This is a genomic window from Pseudomonas sp. HMSC067G02, assembly GCF_001813485.1.
Taxonomy (GTDB): Bacteria; Pseudomonadota; Gammaproteobacteria; order Pseudomonadales; family Pseudomonadaceae; genus Pseudomonas; species Pseudomonas aeruginosa.
In genome coordinates, this window is sequence record NZ_KV812638.1 from 1 (window position 1) to 19,166 (window position 19,166).

A 19,166-nucleotide genomic window follows, 5' to 3' on the forward strand; every position below is an offset into this window, starting at 1 on the left:
CGAACAGGAAGAAGCCCACCACCAGCAGCGCCATCGCCGCGGCCAGCAGGGTGAGAAAAGTGAAGGAGACCGGGCGCGTTAGCGTTACTTTTCCTAAAGCTTGGTACATCTTTCTATTAAGGGCTTCCGCGCGGAAAAAATCATTTTGAGGTGTCATTGATTAATTTTTAGGTGGATTCCTGTAACTAACTTGAGTTTGACTGCTCTGCGTAGCTTTGTTGTTTTTGATAAGTGTGCCAGGTTCTTTCTTGATGGAGCGATCTTTATAAGGTGATGCTAAGTATGTCCTCTTTGCAGAGGGCGGTGATGAGATTCTTAATGTCAGTTGATTCATGCTGGGGAAAATTATGAATGAGATCTTCAAGGCTTGTGCCGGGGGTTGCTGCGATGTGGTTAATTATTGGCATGCTGTGAGGGTCTATGTTTAGCTTTGTTCCATTGCATATTAAATAGTTTTGCTCTATGCCGAATTTGTTGTTTGTGCATAGGCATAGTTGTGAATGAAGGGGAATGGTTTCAGTGTCTGCTCGGCAAAATGCCTCTACGGCCAGTGGAGAGTCTATTCTGGTTCCTATCAAGTGATTTTTCATGAAGTTCAAATAGTGTTCATGATTGTTGATTAGTCTATGTATGTGGTTTGCAATATTTGCTAGGTTTTCCTGGTCTGAGGCCCATTTGCTCAAAGATTTTCTGGCTCCAAGGAAGTTTTCCATGTGGGATAAAGTCCATTGCAGATAGTCAATTCCTAATGCCGGGAAAGTGCCAAGTGCCAAATGGAAACTCGGTTGTCCAATTGGTAGTGGGTTATGCCACCAGCCCTTTGGTAGATAGAATACATCCCCTGGCTCCAAGATGATATCCATGTAAGGATTGGTAGGGCACGGGTAAATATGCTCAAGATCTTTGCTTTGCTGAGTGTAAAGAGGGAGCTCAAAGGATGGTTCGTATACTACCCAGCGTTTGCTCCCTATTAGTTGGATTGCAAAAACGTCTCTTGTGTCCCAATGGCAACGAAAGGAGCTTTTCTTGCCAAATGCTAAATAGGCACTGCTGACAATCTGTCTTTCAGTGAATAATCCTATTTGTTGTGTGATTTCCGTTATTTTTGGATCGCTCTTTATCTTGTTGATGATTAGCGTGGCGCCACGACTTAGGTAATCATATAAAGCTGGCTTTATGATTCGTTGGCGAATGGTTCCAATGTCTAAATATTTTTCGACATACTTTTCTTTGGGGAGGATTCTGTCTAGGGATAACTTGAAGTCGGGTGATGAGGGATCGCTTCGTTCAATTAGTCGATTTACATCGTTCCACGAAAAATTTATTGGCAGGACAGCACCTTTCATATGTAATGGTTGATTTTCTTGGTACTGGCTAAGAAATTCGCTCTGAGATATGTTTGCTTTGAAGTTCATGGAGGCTGTCATATGTGTTTCTGAGTAGGCTATATTTTAATCTCAAAATAATGGTGCTTTTTTCCGGAAGCACCATTGGAGGAGGTTGGTTCTATTGGGTTTGAAATATTTTCTTAGTGATAGTCACACCCCTCTCCATCATAGTTGGTACCTGCCTTGTCGCCTCTGCTCCATGCGCTAGCTGCCGCCGAACCTGCATACGAACCAGCAGCTGCTCCTGCAACGGTACCAAAAGCACCGCCGGCAACTCTGCCACTGATAAGGCCGACAACTGCTCCAACGGGTCCTCCTAGAACACCGCCGACAGTTGCACCTGCCCAAGCTCCGGCCGCACTTCCGCCAAATTTTCCGAGTCCTGCACCTATAGCTCCACCCGCTCCTGTTGCTGCGGCATCAAGACTGTTTCCTCCTGACACAATATCCATCTCAATGATGCTTAGTTCGCGCACCTGATAACTCCTTTGAGATTTTTTCAAAAGTTATTAGTAAAGCGATAATGCAAGAGCTAAGTAGTATTAGGCCGGTTGTGGATGATGACAGTTTTGCTCCTGGTGATATATCGCTATTGCCAATCAGATAGAGGCCGAATAAGCCTGTGGAGATCATGATTAGAAGCCCGCTAAGTGTTTGAATGCGTTTTCGTGGCTCTGGTTGGTTAGATTTTTCTTTGTTTAGCTCTTTAAGCGCTTTTGTTGTTGAAATAAGATGAATGATTCCTGTGTAAAATATTATGGCGCAGATTGATAATGTTGCGTCAATGGTTGCTAGCCATTTTTTCTCCATTCCTAGTTGGTCATTGAAGATTGAGAAGAGTATGGCGATTCCCGCTCCGTAGCCGGAAATTATGAGTGTAGGGCTTCTCCTGATTTTATCTATCTTGAGTTTGCTAAAATTGTGTTCTGACAATTTTATATTCCCTGCTGGTTGGGGTGGTGTGGCGTTAGTTTTTTAGCACGATATCGTTCTTGATGTGTGTAAGAGAATTCTGTGAAAACTAATGGATTTTTCTTGCGTGAGAGGCTTTGGGTGTCATGGAGTAGACAGAAGCATGTTTGACGGTCTAGATGGGGGTGGCGCTTTTGAAATGCCCTTGGGAGGGGTTTTTGAAGGATGTGGAGATGTGTCGTTTCTGGCGGTTTTGGAAATTTATTATGTGCCTTGGCAGTTTTTATTCTTGAGCGTGCTGTGTTTTAGAGGATGTCTCCAATGGCAGGTTTGCATGTATATGTAGGCGCTATGGCGGCGCGAATATACATTGCCGCCAAAGCACACTGCTTATTCGTTCAGATCCACAGATCGTTGACGGCCGTCCGCTCGCCGCCCTGGTCGCCGGTGTTGCGCACGCCGCAGGGCTCCACCAGGAGCATGCGCACCTCGCCCTCGGCGAACGGCTTGTGCTCCACGCCGCGCGGCACCACATACATCTCGCCGGGGCCCAGGTGCACCGCGCCGTCGCGGAAATCGATGCGCAGGCGACCGGAGAGGACGATGAAGGTCTCGTCGGTGTCGGCGTGGCTGTGCCAGACGAAGTCGCCTTCGATCTTCACCAGCTTGAACTGGTAGTCGTTCATCTGGGCGATCACCCTGGGTTGCCAGCGGTCGTCGAACAGGGCGAGCTTGGCGGCGAAGTTGATCGCTTGGGTTGTGCTGGTGGACATCGGTGCGCTCCGGTGGTTGGTCTCTGGCGCCAGGGTAGGCGGCTACGGAGCGGGCGGTCTTGGATGATCGTGCAACCTGGCTAGGCGCGGCCGAGCATACGCAGCCAGCGTGCCGGCGGCAGGCCGTAGCTCTGGCCGAAATGGCGGGTCATGTGGCTCTGGTCGGCGAAACCGGCGGCAAGCGCGGCTTCGGCCAGCGTCTGGCCGCCGAGCATCAGCCGGCGGGCGATGTCCAGCCGGCGCTGGATCAGGTAGCGGTAGGGGCTGGTGCCGAACAGCGCGCGGAAATCGCGCGACAGGCTCCAGCGTTCGCGCTGGGCGACCTGCGCCAGTTCGTCGAGGCTCAGCGGGCGCTCCAGGTGCGCGTGGATGTACTGTCGGGCGCGCTCGGCGGCGACGAAGTCGAAGTGGCGCCTGCCGCGCGCCCGGTTGCCGGCCACGGCGTCGAGGGCGTGGGCCAGTTCGAACAGGGCGTCCTGTTCTTCCAGCGGCTCCAGCGGGGTATCCATGGCCTGTAGCAGGGCCCGGCTGGCGGCGATCAGGCGCGGGTCGTCGGACAAGCCCCCGCGCACGAACGGCAGCGGCCGGCCGCCGAGGGCCTGCTGGATCAGCGCCGGCTCGACGTAGAGCATCCGGTAGCGGAACCCTTCCTGGCTGCCGGCCTCGCCGTCGTGCAGCTCGTCGGGATGCAGCACCAGGCAGCCGCCCGGCAGGCTGTGGCGCTGGCTGCGGCGATAGCGGAAGCTCTGCACCCCGGCCAGGGTCTGGCCGATGGCATAGGTGTCGTGGCGATGCGGATCGTAGCCGTGGCCGGCGAAGTAAGCCTCGATGCGTTCCACCGCACCGTGTTGCGGGGCGCGTCGAACCCAGTCGCGGGGCGTATTGGCGTGGCTCATGGGGAAAGGCTCGTGGCGCGGAAGGTTCAGGCTAGCGCTTCGTTGGCGCGACTGGAATAGCCGGACGGCGTCTCGCCGAATACTGCGCGGAAGGCACTGGCGAAGCTGCTCGGGCTTTCGTAGCCGAGCGACCAGGCGACCTCGCCGACCGCCTGGCCCGCTGCCAGCCGTTCGACGGCCGCGTGCAGTCGCGCCAGTTGCCGCCATTGCGCGAAGCTCATGCCGGTCTCGGCGCCGAACAGCCGGCTCAGGCTACGGCTGCTGAGGCCCGCCCAGCGCGCCCATTCGGCCGCCGGCCGCGGATCGCCGGGGGTGGCCAGCAATGCCTCGGCGATCCTGCGCAGGCGCGAATCCCCCGGATAGGGCAGGCGGGTCCGCTGGGGCACGGCGTGGCGCAGTTCGTCCAGCAGCACGCGCAGCAGGTTCTCGCGTTCGGTGTTCCAGGCGGAGCCGGTCGGCCAGCGGGTGGCGCGTTCGACGATCAGCGCCACGAAAGCCGAGCAGGCGAGCACGCCGGGGTGCCGGGGCAGGTCGCGGCAGTGTTCGGCGGCGAGGTAGGCGCTCCAGCCCGCCAGGCTGCCGTGGGAGTGCGCCGAGTGTGGGTGACCCGGTGGGATCCAGGCGATCTGGCGCGGAGGCAGGGCCTGGCGGCCATGCTCGTCCTCGACCACCAGAAGGCCGCGCTCCAGGCAGTAGAGCTGGCCGCAGGCATGGCGGTGGGAGGCCGTGCGGCTGGCTGCGCGGTCGATGCGCAGGGCGAAGAGCGGGACGGGCAGGGGGTCCGGAAGCATTTGGCGGAAAAACGACGATGATTGGCTTGGAATGGATAATAGGCCATTCGACTGCGGATGTAGCCTGGCGGCTCATCATTCTTGCCTGGAGCACGCCATGAAAGCCGAAGACATCCTTCCCGACCGACAGGACCGCATCCGCCTGGGCGGCGTGGAGATACGCAAGGGCAGCGTCGGCGCGTTCATCGCCAACGCCCGGTTGCTGCTTGAGGAGGAACTGCCCGCGGCGCAACGGCGGCAGGCTGAAGAAGACCTGCGCGCCCTGCTGCCGGCGATCCGGGCACTGGGGCTGCTGGAACTCTTCGAACTGCGCGACGCGCGACTGCGGACGCTGGTGGCGGATTGGGAAAACGCCGCTGGCCGCTCCTGAGAGCGGCACACGGGCACTGGAGGTATCAGTCGTCGATGCAGCTTTCGATCAGGCGTTGCAGGGCTTCGCGCTCACTGACCGGCGTGCGCATCGGCATGTGCGCGAGGCTGCCGTCGCGGCGCTCGATGATGTACTCGGTCTCGAAGTGCAGGGTGCAATCCTCGAGGCTCACATAGGTGACGCCATAGGTCGGGGCCTTGCGGGAGCGGGCTGAGAGCATGGATGCCTCCTTGGGCTCATTTCTTCTCGCTGGTCGGCGCGGGCGCGCTGGCCTGAACCGGGCGAGTAGGGGTCACTGCATTGCTGTAGAACGCGGAAGCGGCGAAGTAGCTGGCGAGGGCGCTGAAGCTGGACATGATCGGTTCTCCTGAGGAAGGGTGGGCGTCTGCCCTTGGAGAGCATGTTTGCCCAGCGGGAGAACCGGCAGAAGTAAAAAGCCTGCATGGTGTATATCGAGCGCGGTGATGGATCAAGCGACCCCCTCCAGCCTTGCGACTGTTCGCCGGTGTTACCATATGACGTGTTTTTTTCTCAGGAATTCCCATGGCCAAGCGTGGACGCCCCTGCGGCTTCGATCGTGAACAGGCATTGCGCCGGGCGCTCGACGTGTTCTGGGAGGCCGGTTACGAAGGCGCGACCATGGCCGCGCTGAAGGAGGCCATGGGTGGCATCTGCGCGCCGAGCATGTATGCCGCCTATGGTTCCAAGGAGGCGCTGTTCCGTTCGGCGGTGGAACTCTACCTGAGCCAGGAATGCCAGCTTTCCAAGGGCGCCTTCGCCCTGCCGACGGCGCGCGAGTCGATCGCCGCGCTGCTGGAAAGCGCCGCTGTCAGCTACACCACGGAAGGCAAGCCGCGCGGTTGCCTGGTCGACCTCAGCACGACCAATTTCTCGCCGGCCAACAAAGGCGTCGAAGACTATCTGCGCGATCACCGGCGGCGCGCCGCGCGCCTGCTGCGCGAGCGTTTCGCACGAGGCGTGGCCGACGGCGACGTGCCGGCCGGAGCCGATCTCGACGCGCTCACCAGTTTCTACAGCAGCGTGCTCCAGGGCCTGTCGATCCAGGCCCGCGACGGCGCCAGCCGCCAGCAGTTGCTGGCCATCGGCCGCTGCGCGATGGCGGCCTGGGATTCCCTGCTGGCGGTCGAGGCCGCCTGACGCCACAGCGCCCCTTGACTGGAAAAAGCCCATGGATTCTCCGTGGGCAAAAACTATAACGCGTGATATAGAATTGATCCAAACCCCGGGCGAAGTCCTTCCGCGCGTGTCTCGCGCCCTGGCCATCGCCCGCTGCCGATTGGAGCCTTCATGACAACGCTTGCTGATATTCCCCTGTCCATGCTCGACCTGGTGCCGGTGCGCACCGGCGGCAGCGTGGCCGAAGCCCTGCACAATTCCCTGGACCTGGCGCGCCATGTGGAGCGCCTGGGCTTCAACCGTTTCTGGCTGGCCGAGCACCACAACATGGATGGCATCGCCAGCTCCGCCACCGCGCTGCTGATCGGCCATATCGCCGGCGGTACCTCGCGGATCCGCGTCGGCTCGGGTGGGGTGATGCTGCCGAACCATGCGCCGTTGGTGGTGGCGGAAAACTTCGGCACCCTGGAGACGCTCTACCCGGGCCGCATCGACCTCGGCCTTGGCCGCGCCCCCGGCGCCGACCAGGCGACCATGCGCGCCTTGCGTCGCGACCGCCTGGGCAACGGCGACGACTTCCCCGAGCAGGTCGCCGAGCTGGAAATGCTGCTCGGCCCGCGCCGTTCCCAGCAGAGCCTGCTGGCGGTGCCGGGCGAGGGTACCCAGGTGCCGATCTGGCTACTCGGTTCGAGCCTGTTCAGCGCTCACCTGGCGGCGCAGAAAGGCTTGCCCTATGCCTTCGCTTCGCATTTCGCACCGCGTTACCTGCACGAGGCGCTGCGCATCTACCGCAGCAACTTCCAGCCCTCGGCGGTACTCGACAAACCCTACGCGATGATCGGCGTGCCGCTGATCGCCGCACCTACCGACGAAGAGGCCGAGTTCCTCGCCACTACCGCCTTCCAGCGCGTGCTGGCGCTGATCCGCGGCGAGAGCCTGAAACAGAAGCCCCCGGTGGAAAGCATGGCGCCGTTGTGGCTGCCCCACGAGCAGGACGCGGTCGGCAGCTTCTTCGGCCTGGCGGTGATCGGCGGTCCGGAGAAGGTTCGCGCGCGCCTGGAGATCCTCCTGGAGCAGACCGGCGCCGACGAGCTTATCTTCACCAGCGACTTCTACGAGCACGCCCATCGGCTACGCTCTTGCGAAATCGTCGCGGGGCTGAAAGGGGCGTGATCCGGGTCCTGTAGGAAAACGATGTAGTCCTGCGTGCGGTAGGGTCTTTCGGTGATAGGTTTTTTGGTTCTAAACTTAGAACTAAAAACAATAAGCCAGAGAGGAACCCTGCCATGCCGGTTGCACACCGACTGCTGTTTTCATTGACCGCCTTGCTGGCGGCGACGGCCCAGGCCGCCGTCGATGGCCAGAAACTCTACACCCAGGGCGGCGCCAACCCGGCCGCCGCGGCCTGCGTCACCTGCCACGGCGCCGATGGCATGGGCCTGGCCGCCGCCGGCTTTCCGCGCCTGGCGGGCCTTCCCGCCGCCTACCTGAGCAAGCAACTGCACGACCTCAAGCAGGGCGGCAGTCGCGAGCACCCGGTGATGAAGGGCATAGCCGATGCACTTGGCGACGACGAGATCCAGGCGCTCGCCACTACCCTCGCGGCAATGCCGGCGCCCAAGCCGGTGGCGCTGTCGCGCGTGGCCACCCCGCGCAGCCCCGGCGAGACCCTGGCGGTGCGTGGCGCCTGGGAGCGCAACATTCCCGAGTGCGTGACCTGTCACGGTCCGGCCGGCAGCGGCGTGGGGGAGGCCTTCCCGCCGTTGCAGGGGCAGGGCGAGATGTACCTGAGCAACCAGTTGCGCGCCTGGCAGCTTGGCACTCGCCGCAACGACCCGAACGATCTGATGGGACATATCGCCAAATCCCTCAGCGAAGAGGAGATCCGCAGCGTCAGCCAGTTCTTCGCCACCCTCGGTCAGGCAGGAGGCCAGCCATGAACATGCCGTCGATCCTTTCCCTGGCCGTCGTTGGCCTGCTGATCGCTCCCGTCCAAGCGGCAACGGCGCCCTTGGATCCGTTCCAGCCGCCGGCGGAAAGCAGCCTCCCGGACAACGCCTTCGGCGAAATGGTCCGCCAGGGCCAGGCGCTGTTCGTGGAAACCCGGAAGAACGCGCCGCATCTGGTCGGCAACCAGCTCAACTGCGTCAACTGCCATCTCGAACAGGGCCGCCGGGCCAACTCCGCGCCGCAGTGGGCGGCCTACCCGGTCTATCCGGCGTTCCGCGCCAAGAACAACAAGGTCAATACGTTCGCCGAGCGCCTGCAGGGCTGTTTCCAGTTCAGCATGAACGGCAAGGTGCCGGCGGCCGACAGCCCGGAGATCAAGGCCCTGACCGTCTACGCCTATTGGCTGGCGAGCCAGGCGCCGACCGGGGTCAGCCTGCCCGGACGCGGCTATCCGGACGTGGCCCCGCCGGAAGGCGGCTACAGCATCGAGCGCGGCGCCAAGGTCTATGCCGCGCAGTGCGCGATCTGTCACGGCGCCGACGGCCAGGGCCAGATGGCTCTGGGGCAGGCGGTGTTCCCGCCGCTGTGGGGCGCGCAGTCGTTCAACTGGGGCGCGGGCATGCACCGCATCAACACCGCGGCTTCCTTCATCAAGTACAACATGCCGTTGGGCAAGCCCGGTACCCTCAGCGACCGCGACGCCTGGGACGTCGCCGCCTTCATGAACAGCCACGAGCGCCCGCAGGACCCGCGCCTGGTGGACGGTTCGGTGGAGAAGACGCGGCAGAAGTTCCATGCCAACGACGGCGTCAACCTGTATGGGCAGAAGGTCAACGGCGTGCTGCTGGGACAGGGAATCTGACCCTCGTGGCCTGGCGTCCGCAGGACGGAGACGCGGTCCGGCGGAAGCAGGTCGGCGCCTGGGTAGGGCGGATAACGCCAGCGGCGTTATCCGCCGATGCCTGGGCCTGGGTCCGGCGGATAGCCGCGGGGCGGCTATTCGCCCTACGGAGTCGGTTGGCGGGTGGGTGGGGCGCGTGGTGCCCGCGCATCACTCGCGCAGCGGCATTTCCAGCGTCACCCGCAGGCCGTCCGCGCGGCTGTCGAAGTCCAGCCGGCATTGGCAGCGTTGCACGATGGCCTGGACGATGGCCAGGCCGAGCCCGCTGCCGCCGCTCTTGCCGTGGCGCCAGAAGCGCCGGGTGAGGTGCGGCAGGTCGGCTTCGGCGATGCCCGGGCCGTGGTCGCGGACGTGGAAGCGCGCGCAGCCTTGCTCGGTTTCCACCGCCAGCTCCACCCGGGTGCCGGCGGCGGTGTGGCGCAGGGCGTTGTCCAGCAGGTTGCGCAGCGCGGCGATGGCCAGCACCGAGGGGACTTCCAGCGGCGCCTCGGACAAGCCGTCGGCCAGCCTCAGCTCGAACATCCGCTCATCGCCGTGACCGGCGTCGTGCATGGCCACCCGGGCGGCGTCCTCGGCGCTGCACTGCACGCCGTCGTCGAACGACAGGCTGCCTTCCACCCGCGCCAGCAGCAACAACTGGTCCAGCGTACGGTGCAGACGGTCGGCGCCTTCCTCGGCGTGGGCCAGGGCCTGCTCGGCGGCGGCGCCCTCGGTCATGCGCGCGACCTGCAGGTGGGTCTTGATCGCGGTCAGCGGGCTGCGCAGTTCGTGGGCGGCATCGCCGGTCAGGCGTCGCTCGCGTTCGATGGCCTGGGCGATGCGCTGGAACAACTGGTTCTGGGTTTCCACCAGCGGCTTCAGTTCGCTCGGCAGGGCCGCCAGCTCCAGTGGCTCCAGCGAGTCGGCGCCGCGCCGGGTGAGGGCGTCGCGAATCCGCTTGAGCGGCGCCAGGCCCTGGCCGGCGCCGAGCCAGAGCAGGGCCAGGCTGCCGAGCAGGGCGACCGTCACCGGCACCGCGGCGGCCACCACCACCGAGCGTTGCAGCACGTCGCGCTCTTCCAGGCGGTCGGCGGTGCTGACCCGCAGGTCGCCGGCCTGCACGGTGAAGCTGCGCCACAGCACGCCGTTGATTTCCTGGTCGCGGAAGCCGCTGGCGGTGCTGTCCAGCGCCCGCTCCGGGGTGGCATGGCTCTGCGCCAGGACTTCGCCGCGCAATGAGCTGACCTGGCAGGCCATGCCGTTGGGAATCCCCAGTTGCTCCGCGCTCAGGCGCGTGGTCTGGCCGTCCGCCGGCTGCGGCTGCGGCAACTGCTGGAGCAGGCCGGCGACCATCCGCGCCGAGGCCGCCAGGCGTTGGTCGAAGGAGCGCATCATCTGCCCGCGCAGGTCGCAGAGCATCCAGGCCGCGGCCAGCGACCAGAGCAGGATGAAGGCCGAGCCGAGGATCAGGGTCAGGCGCAGGCGCAGGCTCATGCGTCGTCTCCGTCGCCGCGCGCCGGCCCGAGGCGGTAGCCGAGGCCGCGCACGGTCTGCACGATGGCGTTGCCGAGCTTGCGCCGCAGGTGATGGATGTGGACGTTGAGGGCGTTGCTCTCGACCTCGTCGCCGAAGCCATAGACGCTGTCCTTGAGCTGCTCGCCGCTGAGGATCCGCCCGCGGTTGTTGAGCAATGCCTGCAACAGCGCCTGTTCGCGTCGCGACAGCTCCACGGGGCGACCGTCGAGCCAGGTTTCGCGGGTGCTCGGATCGTAGCTGAGGCGACCGTGTTCGATGACGTTGACGCAGCGCCCGGCGGAGCGCCGTTGCAAGGTATGCAGGCGGGCGCCGAGTTCGCGCAGGTCGAAGGGCTTGAGCAGGTAGTCGTCGGCGCCGGCCTGCAACCCGGCGACCCGGTCGGTCACCGCGTCGCGCGCGGTCAGCACCAGCACCGGCAGGTCGACGCCCTGCTGGCGCAGGCGTTGCAGCAGGCGCAGGCCGTCCTCGTCGGGCAGGCCGAGATCGAGGACCAGCACGTCGAAGCGCGCCACCTGGAGCAGCGCCTGGGTATCGGCGGCGCTGGCCACCCGGTCCACGGTCAGGCCCTGGGCGTTGAGGCCGGCGACGATGCCGCTGGCGATCAGGTCGTCGTCTTCGGTGAGCAGTACATGCATGGCGGTATCGCTGGTTAAAGGGATAGGAGTCTGAAGCGGGCGAATTAAGCCAGGATTATGCCCCGCCCGGCGCGTCGCCGGGTTTTTCCCGTGGCCGCGTTAACGGCCTGTTAATCGTCGCTGGCCATGCTGCCGCCGAGTTCATCGTAGAAGGCGTTATCCATGCGTGTGTTGATCCTGCTCCTGATGCTCCTGCTGCCGGGCCTGTCCCAGGCGCAACCGGGCGACGACCTGTTCGCGCCGCGCGGCGCGACGCAGACGGATTTCCTGCCGGTGGAGAAAGCCTTCCGCTTCACCTGGGAGCGCCTCGACGACGGCCAGGTGCAACTGCGCTGGCAGATCGCGCCGGGCTACTACCTGTACCAGAAGCGCCTGCGCTTCGACGGACTCGACCCGGCCTTGCAGCCGCAGCTGCCGCCGGGCGAAAGCCACAGCGACGAGTTCTTCGGCGAGTCGCAGATCTATCGCCAGAGCCTGGAACTGACCCTGCCGGCGGCCGCCGCCGGACAACTGCGCCTGGGCTGGCAGGGCTGCGCCGACGCCGGCCTGTGCTATCCGCCGCAAAGCCAGGCGCTCGACCTGGGCGGTACCGGCCCTGTCGCCGCCGTCGCCGGGACGAGCGGCGAAGTCGCCGAGGACCAGGGCCTGGCTGGCAGCCTGCAGGCCGGCAACCTGGCCTGGAGCCTGTTGCTATTCTTCGGCCTCGGCCTGCTGCTGGCGTTCGCTCCCTGTTCGCTGCCAATGCTGCCGATCCTCGCCGGGCTGGTGGTCGGCAGCGGCGCCGGCCCTCGTCGCGGCCTGCTGCTGGCCGGTAGCTACGTGCTGAGCATGGCGCTGGTCTACGCCGGACTCGGGGTGGTCGCGGCGCTGCTTGGCGGCAACCTGCAGGCCTGGCTGCAACAGCCGTGGCTGCTGGGCAGCTTCGCCGCGCTGTTCGTGTTCCTCGCGCTGCCGATGTTCGGCTTCTTCGAACTGCAACTGCCGGCGGCCCTGCGCGACCGCCTCGACGGTCTCAGTCGTGGCCGCAAGGACGGCAGCCTGGCCGGCGCGGCTGCGCTCGGCGCGTTGTCCGGGCTGCTGGTGGGGCCGTGCATGACCGCGCCGCTGGCCGGCGCCTTGCTCTATATCGCGCAGACCGGCAATGCCCTGCATGGCGGCCTGGTGCTGTTCAGCCTGGGCCTCGGCATCGGCATGCCGCTGTTGCTGCTGGTGACGGTCGGCAGCCGCTTCCTGCCCAAGCCCGGTCCCTGGATGAACCTGGTCAAGGGCGTGTTCGGCTTCCTTTTCCTCGGCACCGCCTGGATACTCCTGCGTCCGCTGCTCGGCGAGGCGCTGTGGATCGGCCTTGGCGGCGCGCTGCTGCTGGTCCTGGCCTACGCCGCGCTGCACACGGCGCGAGGCCTGGCACGGCACGCGGTGCTGTTCGGCGCGGCGGGCTGCATCTTCGGTCTCTGGGGCGCGGCGATGCTGCTGGGCGCCGCGGCCGGGGCCGACGACCCCTGGCGTCCGCTACAGGTGTATGCGGCGGCGAACCGGGGCGCTACGCCGACGGCCAGTGCCCACGAGGCGTTCCTCACGGTGAGCCAGCCGGCCGAGCTGGACCGTCAGTTGGCTGCGGCCAAGGCCGAGGGACAATGGGTGCTGCTCGACTACTACGCTGACTGGTGCGTGTCCTGCCGGATCATGGAGAAACAGGTGTTCGCCAAGCCCGATGTGCTCGCCGCCCTGCAGGGCGTGCGCCTGCTGCGGCTCGACGTGACCGCGGACAACGCCGCCAGCCGCGAGCTGCTGCGCCGCTACCAGGTACCCGGCCCGCCGAGCCTGATCTGGATCGGCCCGGAAGGCGAGGAGCGCCGCGCGCGCCGGTTGACCGGCGAAGTCGACGCCGGCGGCTTCCTCGCCCATTGGCAGGCGACCCGGGAGCGCGGCTGATGCTGAGTTTTTCCCTGGGACCGCTGGTGGTCTCGCTGCAACACCTGCTGCTGTTCCTCGCCCTCGGCGCCGCGCTGCTCGGTGGTTGGCTGGCGGCGCGCGGCGGCGGGCGCAACGCCGAGCCGGTGCTGTTCAACCTGTTGTTGCTCGGCCTGCTGGTGGCGCGCCTGGCCTTCGTGGTGCGCTACTGGCCGCAGTACCGTGGCGACTTCGCACAGATGCTGGATATCCGCGATGGCGGTTTCCTCGCCTGGCCAGGCCTGCTCGCCGCTGTGCTCGGCGCGCTGTTCTGGGCCTGGCGGCGACCGGCGCTACGTCGCTCGCTGGGTGTCGGCGCCAGCCTCGGACTGGCGTTCTGGCTGCTTGGCAGTCTGGGCCTGGGCATCTACGAGCGCGGTACGCGCCTGCCCGAACTGAGCCTGCGCAACGCCGCCGGCGAGTCGGTGCAACTGGCCGATTTCCGGGGCCGCCCGCTGGTGATCAACCTCTGGGCCAGCTGGTGCCCGCCGTGTCGGCGCGAGATGCCGGTGCTGCAACAGGCGCAGGCGGAGAATCCCGACGTAGTGTTCCTCTTCGCCAACCAGGGCGAGAGCGCCGAGACCGTGCGCCATTTCCTCCAGGGCGAGAACCTGCGCCTGGACAACCTGCTGTTCGACAACGGCGGGCAGCTTGGCCAGCAGGTCGGCTCGGTCGCCTTGCCCACCACCGTTTTCTACACCGCCGAGGGCCGCCTGCTGGGCAGCCATCTCGGCGAACTGTCCCGCGGCAGCCTGGCGCGCTACCTCGAAGCCTTCGAGCCGGCCGCTGCCGCCCCCGCAACCAGGAGTTCCGAATGAGACTGCCGCGCAACCTGATCACCCTTGGCCTGGGCCTGACCCTCCTCAACGCCGGCCTGGCCACGGCGGCGGAGGAGCTGCCGGCGCCGATCCGCATGGTCCAGGAGAAGGGCGCCCGCATCCTCGGCAGCTTCGACGCCCCGGATGGCCTGCGCGGCTACGCCGCCGAATACCAGAACCAGGGCATGGCGCTGTACCTGACGCCCGACGGCAAGCACGTACTCACCGGCCACCTGTTCGACGCCCAGGGCAAGGACCTCAGCCGCGAACCGCTGGAGCGCCTGGTGTATGCGCCGCTGGCCAAGGAAATGTGGCAGAAGATGGAGCAGAGCGCCTGGATCGCCGATGGCCGTGCCGACGCGCCGCGCGTGGTCTACCTGTTCAGCGACCCGAACTGCCCGTACTGCACCATGTTCTGGGAGCAGGCGCGACCCTGGGTGGATGCCGGCAAGGTGCAGTTGCGGCATATCATGGTCGGCATCATTCGCGAGGACAGCGAAGCCAAGTCCGCTGCGCTGCTGGCCAGCAAGGACCCGCAGAAGGCCCTGCACGACCATGAGCAGGCGGGCAAGGCCAGCACCCTGAAGCCGCTGGCGAAGATCCCGGCGGCGGTGCGCAAGCAGCTCGCCGGCAACATGGAACTGATGGAGTCGATGGGCGCCGCGGCGACCCCGGCGATCTTCTATCTCAATGCCGAGGGGCGCATGCAGCAGCAACAGGGCGCGCCGCAGCCGGACCAGTTGGCGGAGATCCTCGGTCCGCGCTGATCCTCCGGGCCGGCGCCGAGCCGCCGGCCATCTATACTCCCTGCGTTACGCCAACCCAGCGGAGCGAGGGCCATGGACGACGCATTCAGCGAGGAAGGCAGCGCGCAGCCGCGCCATGACGCTCAGCGTCCGGCGCTCGCTCCGCGGAGCGACGGTTTCGACATCCACACCTACCATCCCGACTTCGTCGCCGATCCCTATCCGCTGTTGCGGCTGATCCGCTCCCGTGCGCCGGTCTGCCGCGACCAGGCCTCGATCTGGTGGATCAGTCGCTATGCCGATGTCTCGGCGTGCCTGCGCGACCGCCGTTTCTCCGCCGACCCCGCTCGCCTTGGCGCCGCCGGCGTCCGCCAGGGCGGCGCCAGCTGGTTCGGCCACCAGCAATTGCAACCGCTGGCGCGCTTCTACGACAACTTCATGCTGTTCAACGACGCGCCGCGGCACACCCGCCTGCGCAGGCTGTTCGCTCCGGCCTTCGGCCCCGACGCCGTGCGCCGCTGGGAGGCGTGCATCGAGGCGCTGGTGGAAGAGCTCCTCGACAGCTTGCTGGAGCGCCGCGAGCCCGATCTGCTCAGGGACTTCGCCGAACCGCTGACGATCCGGGTGGCCGCCGAGCTGTTCGGCTTTCCCCGCGAAGACACCGGGCAACTGCTGCCCTGGGGCCGCGACCTGGCCGCCGGGCTCGATCTCGCCGCCAGCCACGGCGATGCCGGGCAGATCAACCGCAGCGCGGCCGCCTTCAGCGACTACCTGCAACGCCAGGCGCGCGGCTGGAGCGATGGCTCTTCGCGCCCGCCGCCCGGCGCAGCGCCGAGCATCCTCGACGGCGCCGCGATGCTGGAGGCCGGACTGGGCCTCGAGGACCTGGTGGCGGCCTATGCCATGGTGTTCATGGCCGCGTTCGAAACCACCATCAGCATGGTCGGCAACGCTACGCTGGCGCTGCTCACCCATCCCGACCAGCTCGATCTGCTGCGGCGGTGCCCGGAGCTGGCGGCGAACGCGGTGGAGGAACTGCTGCGCTTCGACGGCGCGGTGCGCGGCGGCGTGCGTTGCACCCTGGAGGAGGTGGAGATCGGCGGCCAGCGGATTCCGCCTGGAGAGAAGGTCTGGCTGAGCTTCCTCGCGGCGAACCGCGACCCGGAGATGTTCGCCGCCCCCGACCGTCTGCAATTGCAGCGAGCGAACGCCAAGCAGCACGTGGCGTTCGCCCATGGTCCGCACTACTGCCTGGGCGCGTACCTGGCCCGGCTCGAATTGCAATGCGCATTGCGCGGCCTGGTGCGTCGCCGTTTCGCCCTGGCCTCGGAACCGACGGACCTGCGCTGGCGGCGCAGCTCGGTGTTCCGCACCCTGGAGCGCTTGCCGATCGTCCCGGAAGGCGACGCTCAGAAGACCTGCGAGTAGCGCAGGATCAGCCGGCTGCCCTCGCTGCGGTTGCGTGCGCCGTATTCGTGATAGGCGTTGAGGAACAGCCGCGACTTGCCCCAGCCGAACATCAGCGCCGGGCCGATGGCATCGACCCGCTCGCGGGAGTCCGGGCGGTCGTGCCCGTCGACCCGCTCGTCGGTGATCTGTCGCAGGCTGTAGCCGGACAACCCGACTCGCCAATGCGCATCCAGCGCCAGCGATACCGAGTAGTTGGCGTGGAACGCCTGGCCCGGCTGCAGGTAGTCGTCGGCCAACGGCGGCGCCGGGTCGCGATTCTTGCCCGGCAACAGGTACTGCAGGCGAGCGCTGGCTTCCCAGCCTTCGGCGAATTCCCAAGTCAGCGCGTAGTGCGGGTTGAAGCTCCAGTGGTTGCTGCCGGGATTGATCGCCCGATGCCTGTCGTAGCGCCCGGTGGGTAACTGGAAGGCGAGGTTCAGGCGCTGCCAGTAGGGCCGGCCGAACAGCTCGGTCTGCGGCCATTGCAGGATGAACGGACTGACGATCAGGTTGCCGAGGCCGTTGGCGCTGCCAGCGTGGGGTTCGAAGTCGGGATCGGCGAGCAGCACCGGGACGAGGATTTCCGCGCCGTAGTAGGCGCCGAACAGCTGGTGCTGGCTGATGTGGGCGAAGTGGCTGGTGGCGAGCAGGGTGCGCAGGCGATTGTCGAGCGGGCGCCGGTGACCGTTGGCGTCCATGAAGTCGTCGGCCTCGTAGATATTCACGAACTGCTGGAACAGCGTGCCGGGCAGGGCCTTGCCGTCGAGGAAGGAGGTCTGGCCGAGGTTCATCCCCGGCAGCGCGGCGATAGCCTGGAACGAGGGCAGCAGCAGGGGCAGGGCCAGCAGGCTGGCCCGGGTGCGGGTGATCATGGGCGTGTCCTTCTTGTTGTTGTTTTCCACGGGGCAGCGCGTCAGTCCGGGAGGTAGTCGGGCTGGCGCTCGGGGCTGGCGCGCTGGAAGGCTTCGAGCGCCAGGCAGCGCCCCTCCAGTTCGAGCAACGCCGGGTAGGGCGCCAGGTCACAGCCCATGCGCCGGGCGTTGGCCAGTTGCGGCACCAGGCAGCACTCGACGATGCCCGCTGCGGCGCCGGCGAAGAAGGCGCCGCGACGGTGTCGGTTCAGCAGGGTCTCCGCCGCCGCCAGGCCCTCGGCGACCCAGTGCGCGTACCAGCGCTGGCGGTCCTCGGCGTCTATGCCGAGGACCTGGGTCAGGTACTTGAGCACCCGCACGTTGTTCAGCGGATGGATGTCGCAGGCCACCAGCAGGGCCAGTTCCAGCGCCTGGGCGCGATGCAGCGGGTCGAGAGGGATCAGGCGCGGTTCGGGCTGCACGGCGTCGAGGTAGTCGATGATCGCCAGCGACTGGCTGAACCGACGGCCGTCGGCGTCGACCAGGGTCGGCAGCGCGCCCATCGGGTTGCGCTGGCGGTCGGCCGGGCGCAGTTGCTCGCCCTGCCGCAGGTTGACCGGCACTACCTGGTAATCCAGACCTTTCAGGGCCAATGCGATACGCACCCGATAGGACGTGGAGCTGTTGAAGAAGCTGTAGAGCTGCATGGGAAGTCCTGTTCAGAGAGTGACGGAAGAAGGCCTGGCCCGGCGCCGGCCCAGGCGATGCACGGCCACGGCGGCGAGCAGCGCCGGGATCACCAGCAGGGCGAGGATGCCGCTGAAGCCCAGGCCCAGGCCGAGCAGGGCGCCGCCGCTGAGGGAGCCGACGATCGAGCCGATGCGGCCCAGGCCGAGGGCCCAGCTGACCCCGGTGGCGCGGCTGCGGGTCGGATAGAAATCGGCGGCCAGGGCGTTGGCGCCGACCTGCGAGCCGCTGATGCAGAAACCGACGCCGGCGACGCACAGCGCCAGCAGGGCGAAGCTGTGGTAGAGGCTGGCGATGCCGAGGATGAACAGGGCGCCGCCGACGTAGGCCAGGCTCAGCACCCGGTGCGCGTCGAAGCGATCCATGGCGCTGCCCAGGAGGAGTGCGCCGAGGGTGCCGCCGAGCTGGAACATGGCGCTGATCGTCGCCGCCTCGCCGAGACTGAAGCCGGTGCCGCCGATCAGCGTCGGCAGCCAGTTGGTCAGCAGGTAGATGATCAGCAGGCCCATGAAAAAGGTGGCCCAGAGCAGCAGGGTGCCGCCGCGCAGCTCGGCGCCGAGGATCTGCCGCAGGGGCGAGGTGCCGTCGGACTCGTCGGCGGGCAGTTCGAGGCGTCCGGCCCAGCCGTCGGGCAGGCGCCCCAGGCGTTCGAGGATGCGCCGCAGGCGCGCCGCGTCCGGTGCGCGGCGGGCGAGGAAGCGCACCGACTCCGGCAGGCATGCCCAGAGCAGCGGCAGGCTCGCCAGGGGCAGGCCGCCGCCGAGCAGCAGCACGCTCTCCCAGCCCAGCGCCGGGACCATCCGCGCGGCGAGCAGGCCGCCCAGCGCCGAGCCGAGGGTGAAGCCGCAGAACATCGCGGTGACCATCAGCGCGCGGTGCCGGCGCGGGCAGTATTCGGAGGTCAGGGTGATCGCGTTGGGCATCGCCCCGCCCAGGCCGAGGCCGGTGAAAAAGCGCAGCAGGGCCAGGGTTTCCACCGAACCGGCGTAGGCCGAGGCGAGGCTCCAGCCGCCGAAGAACAGCACCGAGAGCAGGAGCACGCTCTTGCGTCCGAAACGGTCGGCCAGCGGGCCGGCGGCGAAGGCGCCGAGGGCCAGGCCGGCCAGTGCGGCGCCGAGGATCGGGCTGAGTTGCGCCGGGCTCAGTTGCCAGTCGTGGGCCAGGGCCGGGGCGATGAAGCCGATGGCGGCGGTGTCGAATCCGTCCATGGCGACGATCAGGAAGCACAGCGACAGGACTCGCAACTGGAAGGCGGAAACCGCCTGCGCATCGATGAAGGCCTGGACGTCGATCTTGTTGTTCTTGTCGGGCGTAGGCATGAGCGTTCCTCGGCCGTC

The 19,166-nt window shown here is 65.8% G+C and carries 21 protein-coding genes; 9 read left to right on the forward strand and 12 right to left on the reverse strand.

Features of this window, described 5'->3' with window-relative positions:
* Positions 1-263: 263 nt before the first annotated feature.
* From HMPREF2914_RS31265 to HMPREF2914_RS07090, 5 genes are all read right to left on the reverse strand, one after another.
* On the reverse strand, positions 264-1,415 hold the full coding sequence (locus HMPREF2914_RS31265; protein WP_023091720.1) for a JmjC domain-containing protein: 1,152 nt from the start codon (positions 1,413-1,415) through the stop codon (positions 264-266).
* Between the two features lie 426 nt (positions 1,416-1,841).
* Positions 1,842-2,321, reverse strand: coding sequence for a hypothetical protein (locus tag HMPREF2914_RS32315; RefSeq protein ID WP_124075009.1), 480 nt, complete (start codon positions 2,319-2,321; stop codon positions 1,842-1,844).
* Positions 2,322-2,698: 377 nt separating this feature from the next.
* Positions 2,699-3,073 (reverse strand): cupin domain-containing protein, encoded by a 375-nt coding sequence (locus HMPREF2914_RS07080; protein ID WP_019485211.1) that lies wholly within the window; start codon positions 3,071-3,073, stop codon positions 2,699-2,701.
* 80 nt (positions 3,074-3,153) lie between these two features.
* Complete coding sequence (locus HMPREF2914_RS07085) at positions 3,154-3,969, reverse strand: AraC family transcriptional regulator (RefSeq protein WP_019485210.1); 816 nt, start codon at positions 3,967-3,969, stop codon at positions 3,154-3,156.
* Between the two features lie 26 nt (positions 3,970-3,995).
* On the reverse strand, positions 3,996-4,760 hold the full coding sequence (locus tag HMPREF2914_RS07090) for an AraC family transcriptional regulator (RefSeq protein ID WP_019485209.1): 765 nt from the start codon (positions 4,758-4,760) through the stop codon (positions 3,996-3,998).
* A gap of 97 nt (positions 4,761-4,857) precedes the next feature.
* Here HMPREF2914_RS07090 and HMPREF2914_RS07095 point away from each other — a divergent pair, with 97 nt between their 5' ends.
* Positions 4,858-5,130, forward strand: coding sequence for a hypothetical protein (locus tag HMPREF2914_RS07095; protein ID WP_003089816.1), 273 nt, complete (start codon positions 4,858-4,860; stop codon positions 5,128-5,130).
* A gap of 25 nt (positions 5,131-5,155) precedes the next feature.
* Here HMPREF2914_RS07095 and ptrC read toward each other — a convergent pair whose 3' ends face one another.
* Together ptrC and HMPREF2914_RS33075 are read right to left on the reverse strand one after the other, a co-directional pair.
* On the reverse strand, positions 5,156-5,350 hold the full coding sequence (gene ptrC / locus HMPREF2914_RS07100) for a type III secretion system co-regulatory protein PtrC (protein WP_003089814.1): 195 nt from the start codon (positions 5,348-5,350) through the stop codon (positions 5,156-5,158).
* Positions 5,351-5,366: 16 nt separating this feature from the next.
* Positions 5,367-5,486, reverse strand: a complete 120-nt coding sequence (locus HMPREF2914_RS33075; RefSeq protein ID WP_003089810.1) for a PA2485 family small membrane protein — start codon at positions 5,484-5,486, stop codon at positions 5,367-5,369.
* A 187-nt stretch (positions 5,487-5,673) separates the two neighbouring features.
* Between HMPREF2914_RS33075 and HMPREF2914_RS07105 the strand changes: the two genes are divergently transcribed.
* The 4 genes from HMPREF2914_RS07105 (at position 5,674) to HMPREF2914_RS07120 (ending at position 9,079) form a co-directional block, all read left to right on the forward strand.
* Positions 5,674-6,288 (forward strand): TetR/AcrR family transcriptional regulator, encoded by a 615-nt coding sequence (locus HMPREF2914_RS07105; RefSeq protein WP_003089808.1) that lies wholly within the window; start codon positions 5,674-5,676, stop codon positions 6,286-6,288.
* Positions 6,289-6,438: 150 nt separating this feature from the next.
* Positions 6,439-7,440: an LLM class flavin-dependent oxidoreductase gene (locus tag HMPREF2914_RS07110; protein WP_003089806.1), complete on the forward strand. Its 1,002-nt coding sequence runs from the start codon at positions 6,439-6,441 to the stop codon at positions 7,438-7,440.
* A 113-nt stretch (positions 7,441-7,553) separates the two neighbouring features.
* A complete protein-coding gene (locus HMPREF2914_RS07115; RefSeq protein WP_015648902.1) occupies positions 7,554-8,207 on the forward strand; it encodes a c-type cytochrome in 654 nt (217 codons plus the stop codon).
* Positions 8,204-9,079 (forward strand): c-type cytochrome, encoded by an 876-nt coding sequence (locus HMPREF2914_RS07120; protein WP_019485208.1) that lies wholly within the window; start codon positions 8,204-8,206, stop codon positions 9,077-9,079. The genes HMPREF2914_RS07115 and HMPREF2914_RS07120 overlap by 4 nt, the downstream gene beginning before the upstream one ends.
* 189 nt (positions 9,080-9,268) lie before the next feature.
* On the opposite strand, the gene HMPREF2914_RS07125 is transcribed toward HMPREF2914_RS07120, so the two are convergent.
* Positions 9,269-10,591 (reverse strand): ATP-binding protein, encoded by a 1,323-nt coding sequence (locus HMPREF2914_RS07125; RefSeq protein WP_003109557.1) that lies wholly within the window; start codon positions 10,589-10,591, stop codon positions 9,269-9,271.
* Positions 10,588-11,268 (reverse strand): response regulator, encoded by a 681-nt coding sequence (locus tag HMPREF2914_RS07130; RefSeq protein ID WP_003103570.1) that lies wholly within the window; start codon positions 11,266-11,268, stop codon positions 10,588-10,590. Before HMPREF2914_RS07130 ends, HMPREF2914_RS07125 begins: the two co-directional genes overlap by 4 nt.
* A 162-nt stretch (positions 11,269-11,430) precedes the next feature.
* Between HMPREF2914_RS07130 and dsbD the strand changes: the two genes are divergently transcribed.
* The 4 genes from dsbD (at position 11,431) to HMPREF2914_RS07150 (ending at position 16,210) form a co-directional block, all read left to right on the forward strand.
* Positions 11,431-13,200 (forward strand): protein-disulfide reductase DsbD, encoded by a 1,770-nt coding sequence (dsbD, locus tag HMPREF2914_RS07135; RefSeq protein WP_023981026.1) that lies wholly within the window; start codon positions 11,431-11,433, stop codon positions 13,198-13,200.
* Entirely contained in the window at positions 13,200-14,036 is an 837-nt protein-coding gene (locus HMPREF2914_RS07140) for a TlpA family protein disulfide reductase (protein WP_003089792.1), read from the forward strand. Before dsbD ends, HMPREF2914_RS07140 begins: the two co-directional genes overlap by 1 nt.
* A complete protein-coding gene (gene dsbG, locus HMPREF2914_RS07145; RefSeq protein WP_003089790.1) occupies positions 14,033-14,803 on the forward strand; it encodes a thiol:disulfide interchange protein DsbG in 771 nt (256 codons plus the stop codon). The genes HMPREF2914_RS07140 and dsbG overlap by 4 nt, the downstream gene beginning before the upstream one ends.
* A 72-nt stretch (positions 14,804-14,875) precedes the next feature.
* On the forward strand, positions 14,876-16,210 hold the full coding sequence (locus HMPREF2914_RS07150; protein ID WP_003089787.1) for a cytochrome P450: 1,335 nt from the start codon (positions 14,876-14,878) through the stop codon (positions 16,208-16,210).
* On the opposite strand, the gene HMPREF2914_RS07155 is transcribed toward HMPREF2914_RS07150, so the two are convergent.
* The 3 genes from HMPREF2914_RS07155 to HMPREF2914_RS07165 are packed head-to-tail and all read right to left on the reverse strand — an operon-like array spanning position 16,192 to position 19,148.
* Positions 16,192-17,103: a SphA family protein gene (locus HMPREF2914_RS07155; RefSeq protein ID WP_023091721.1), complete on the reverse strand. Its 912-nt coding sequence runs from the start codon at positions 17,101-17,103 to the stop codon at positions 16,192-16,194. The genes HMPREF2914_RS07150 and HMPREF2914_RS07155 overlap by 19 nt on opposite strands.
* Before the next feature lie 41 nt (positions 17,104-17,144).
* Complete coding sequence (gene maiA, locus HMPREF2914_RS07160) at positions 17,145-17,789, reverse strand: maleylacetoacetate isomerase (protein WP_003113293.1); 645 nt, start codon at positions 17,787-17,789, stop codon at positions 17,145-17,147.
* A 12-nt stretch (positions 17,790-17,801) separates the two neighbouring features.
* Positions 17,802-19,148, reverse strand: coding sequence for an MFS transporter (locus tag HMPREF2914_RS07165; protein WP_003139140.1), 1,347 nt, complete (start codon positions 19,146-19,148; stop codon positions 17,802-17,804).
* Positions 19,149-19,166: the final 18 nt, after the last annotated feature.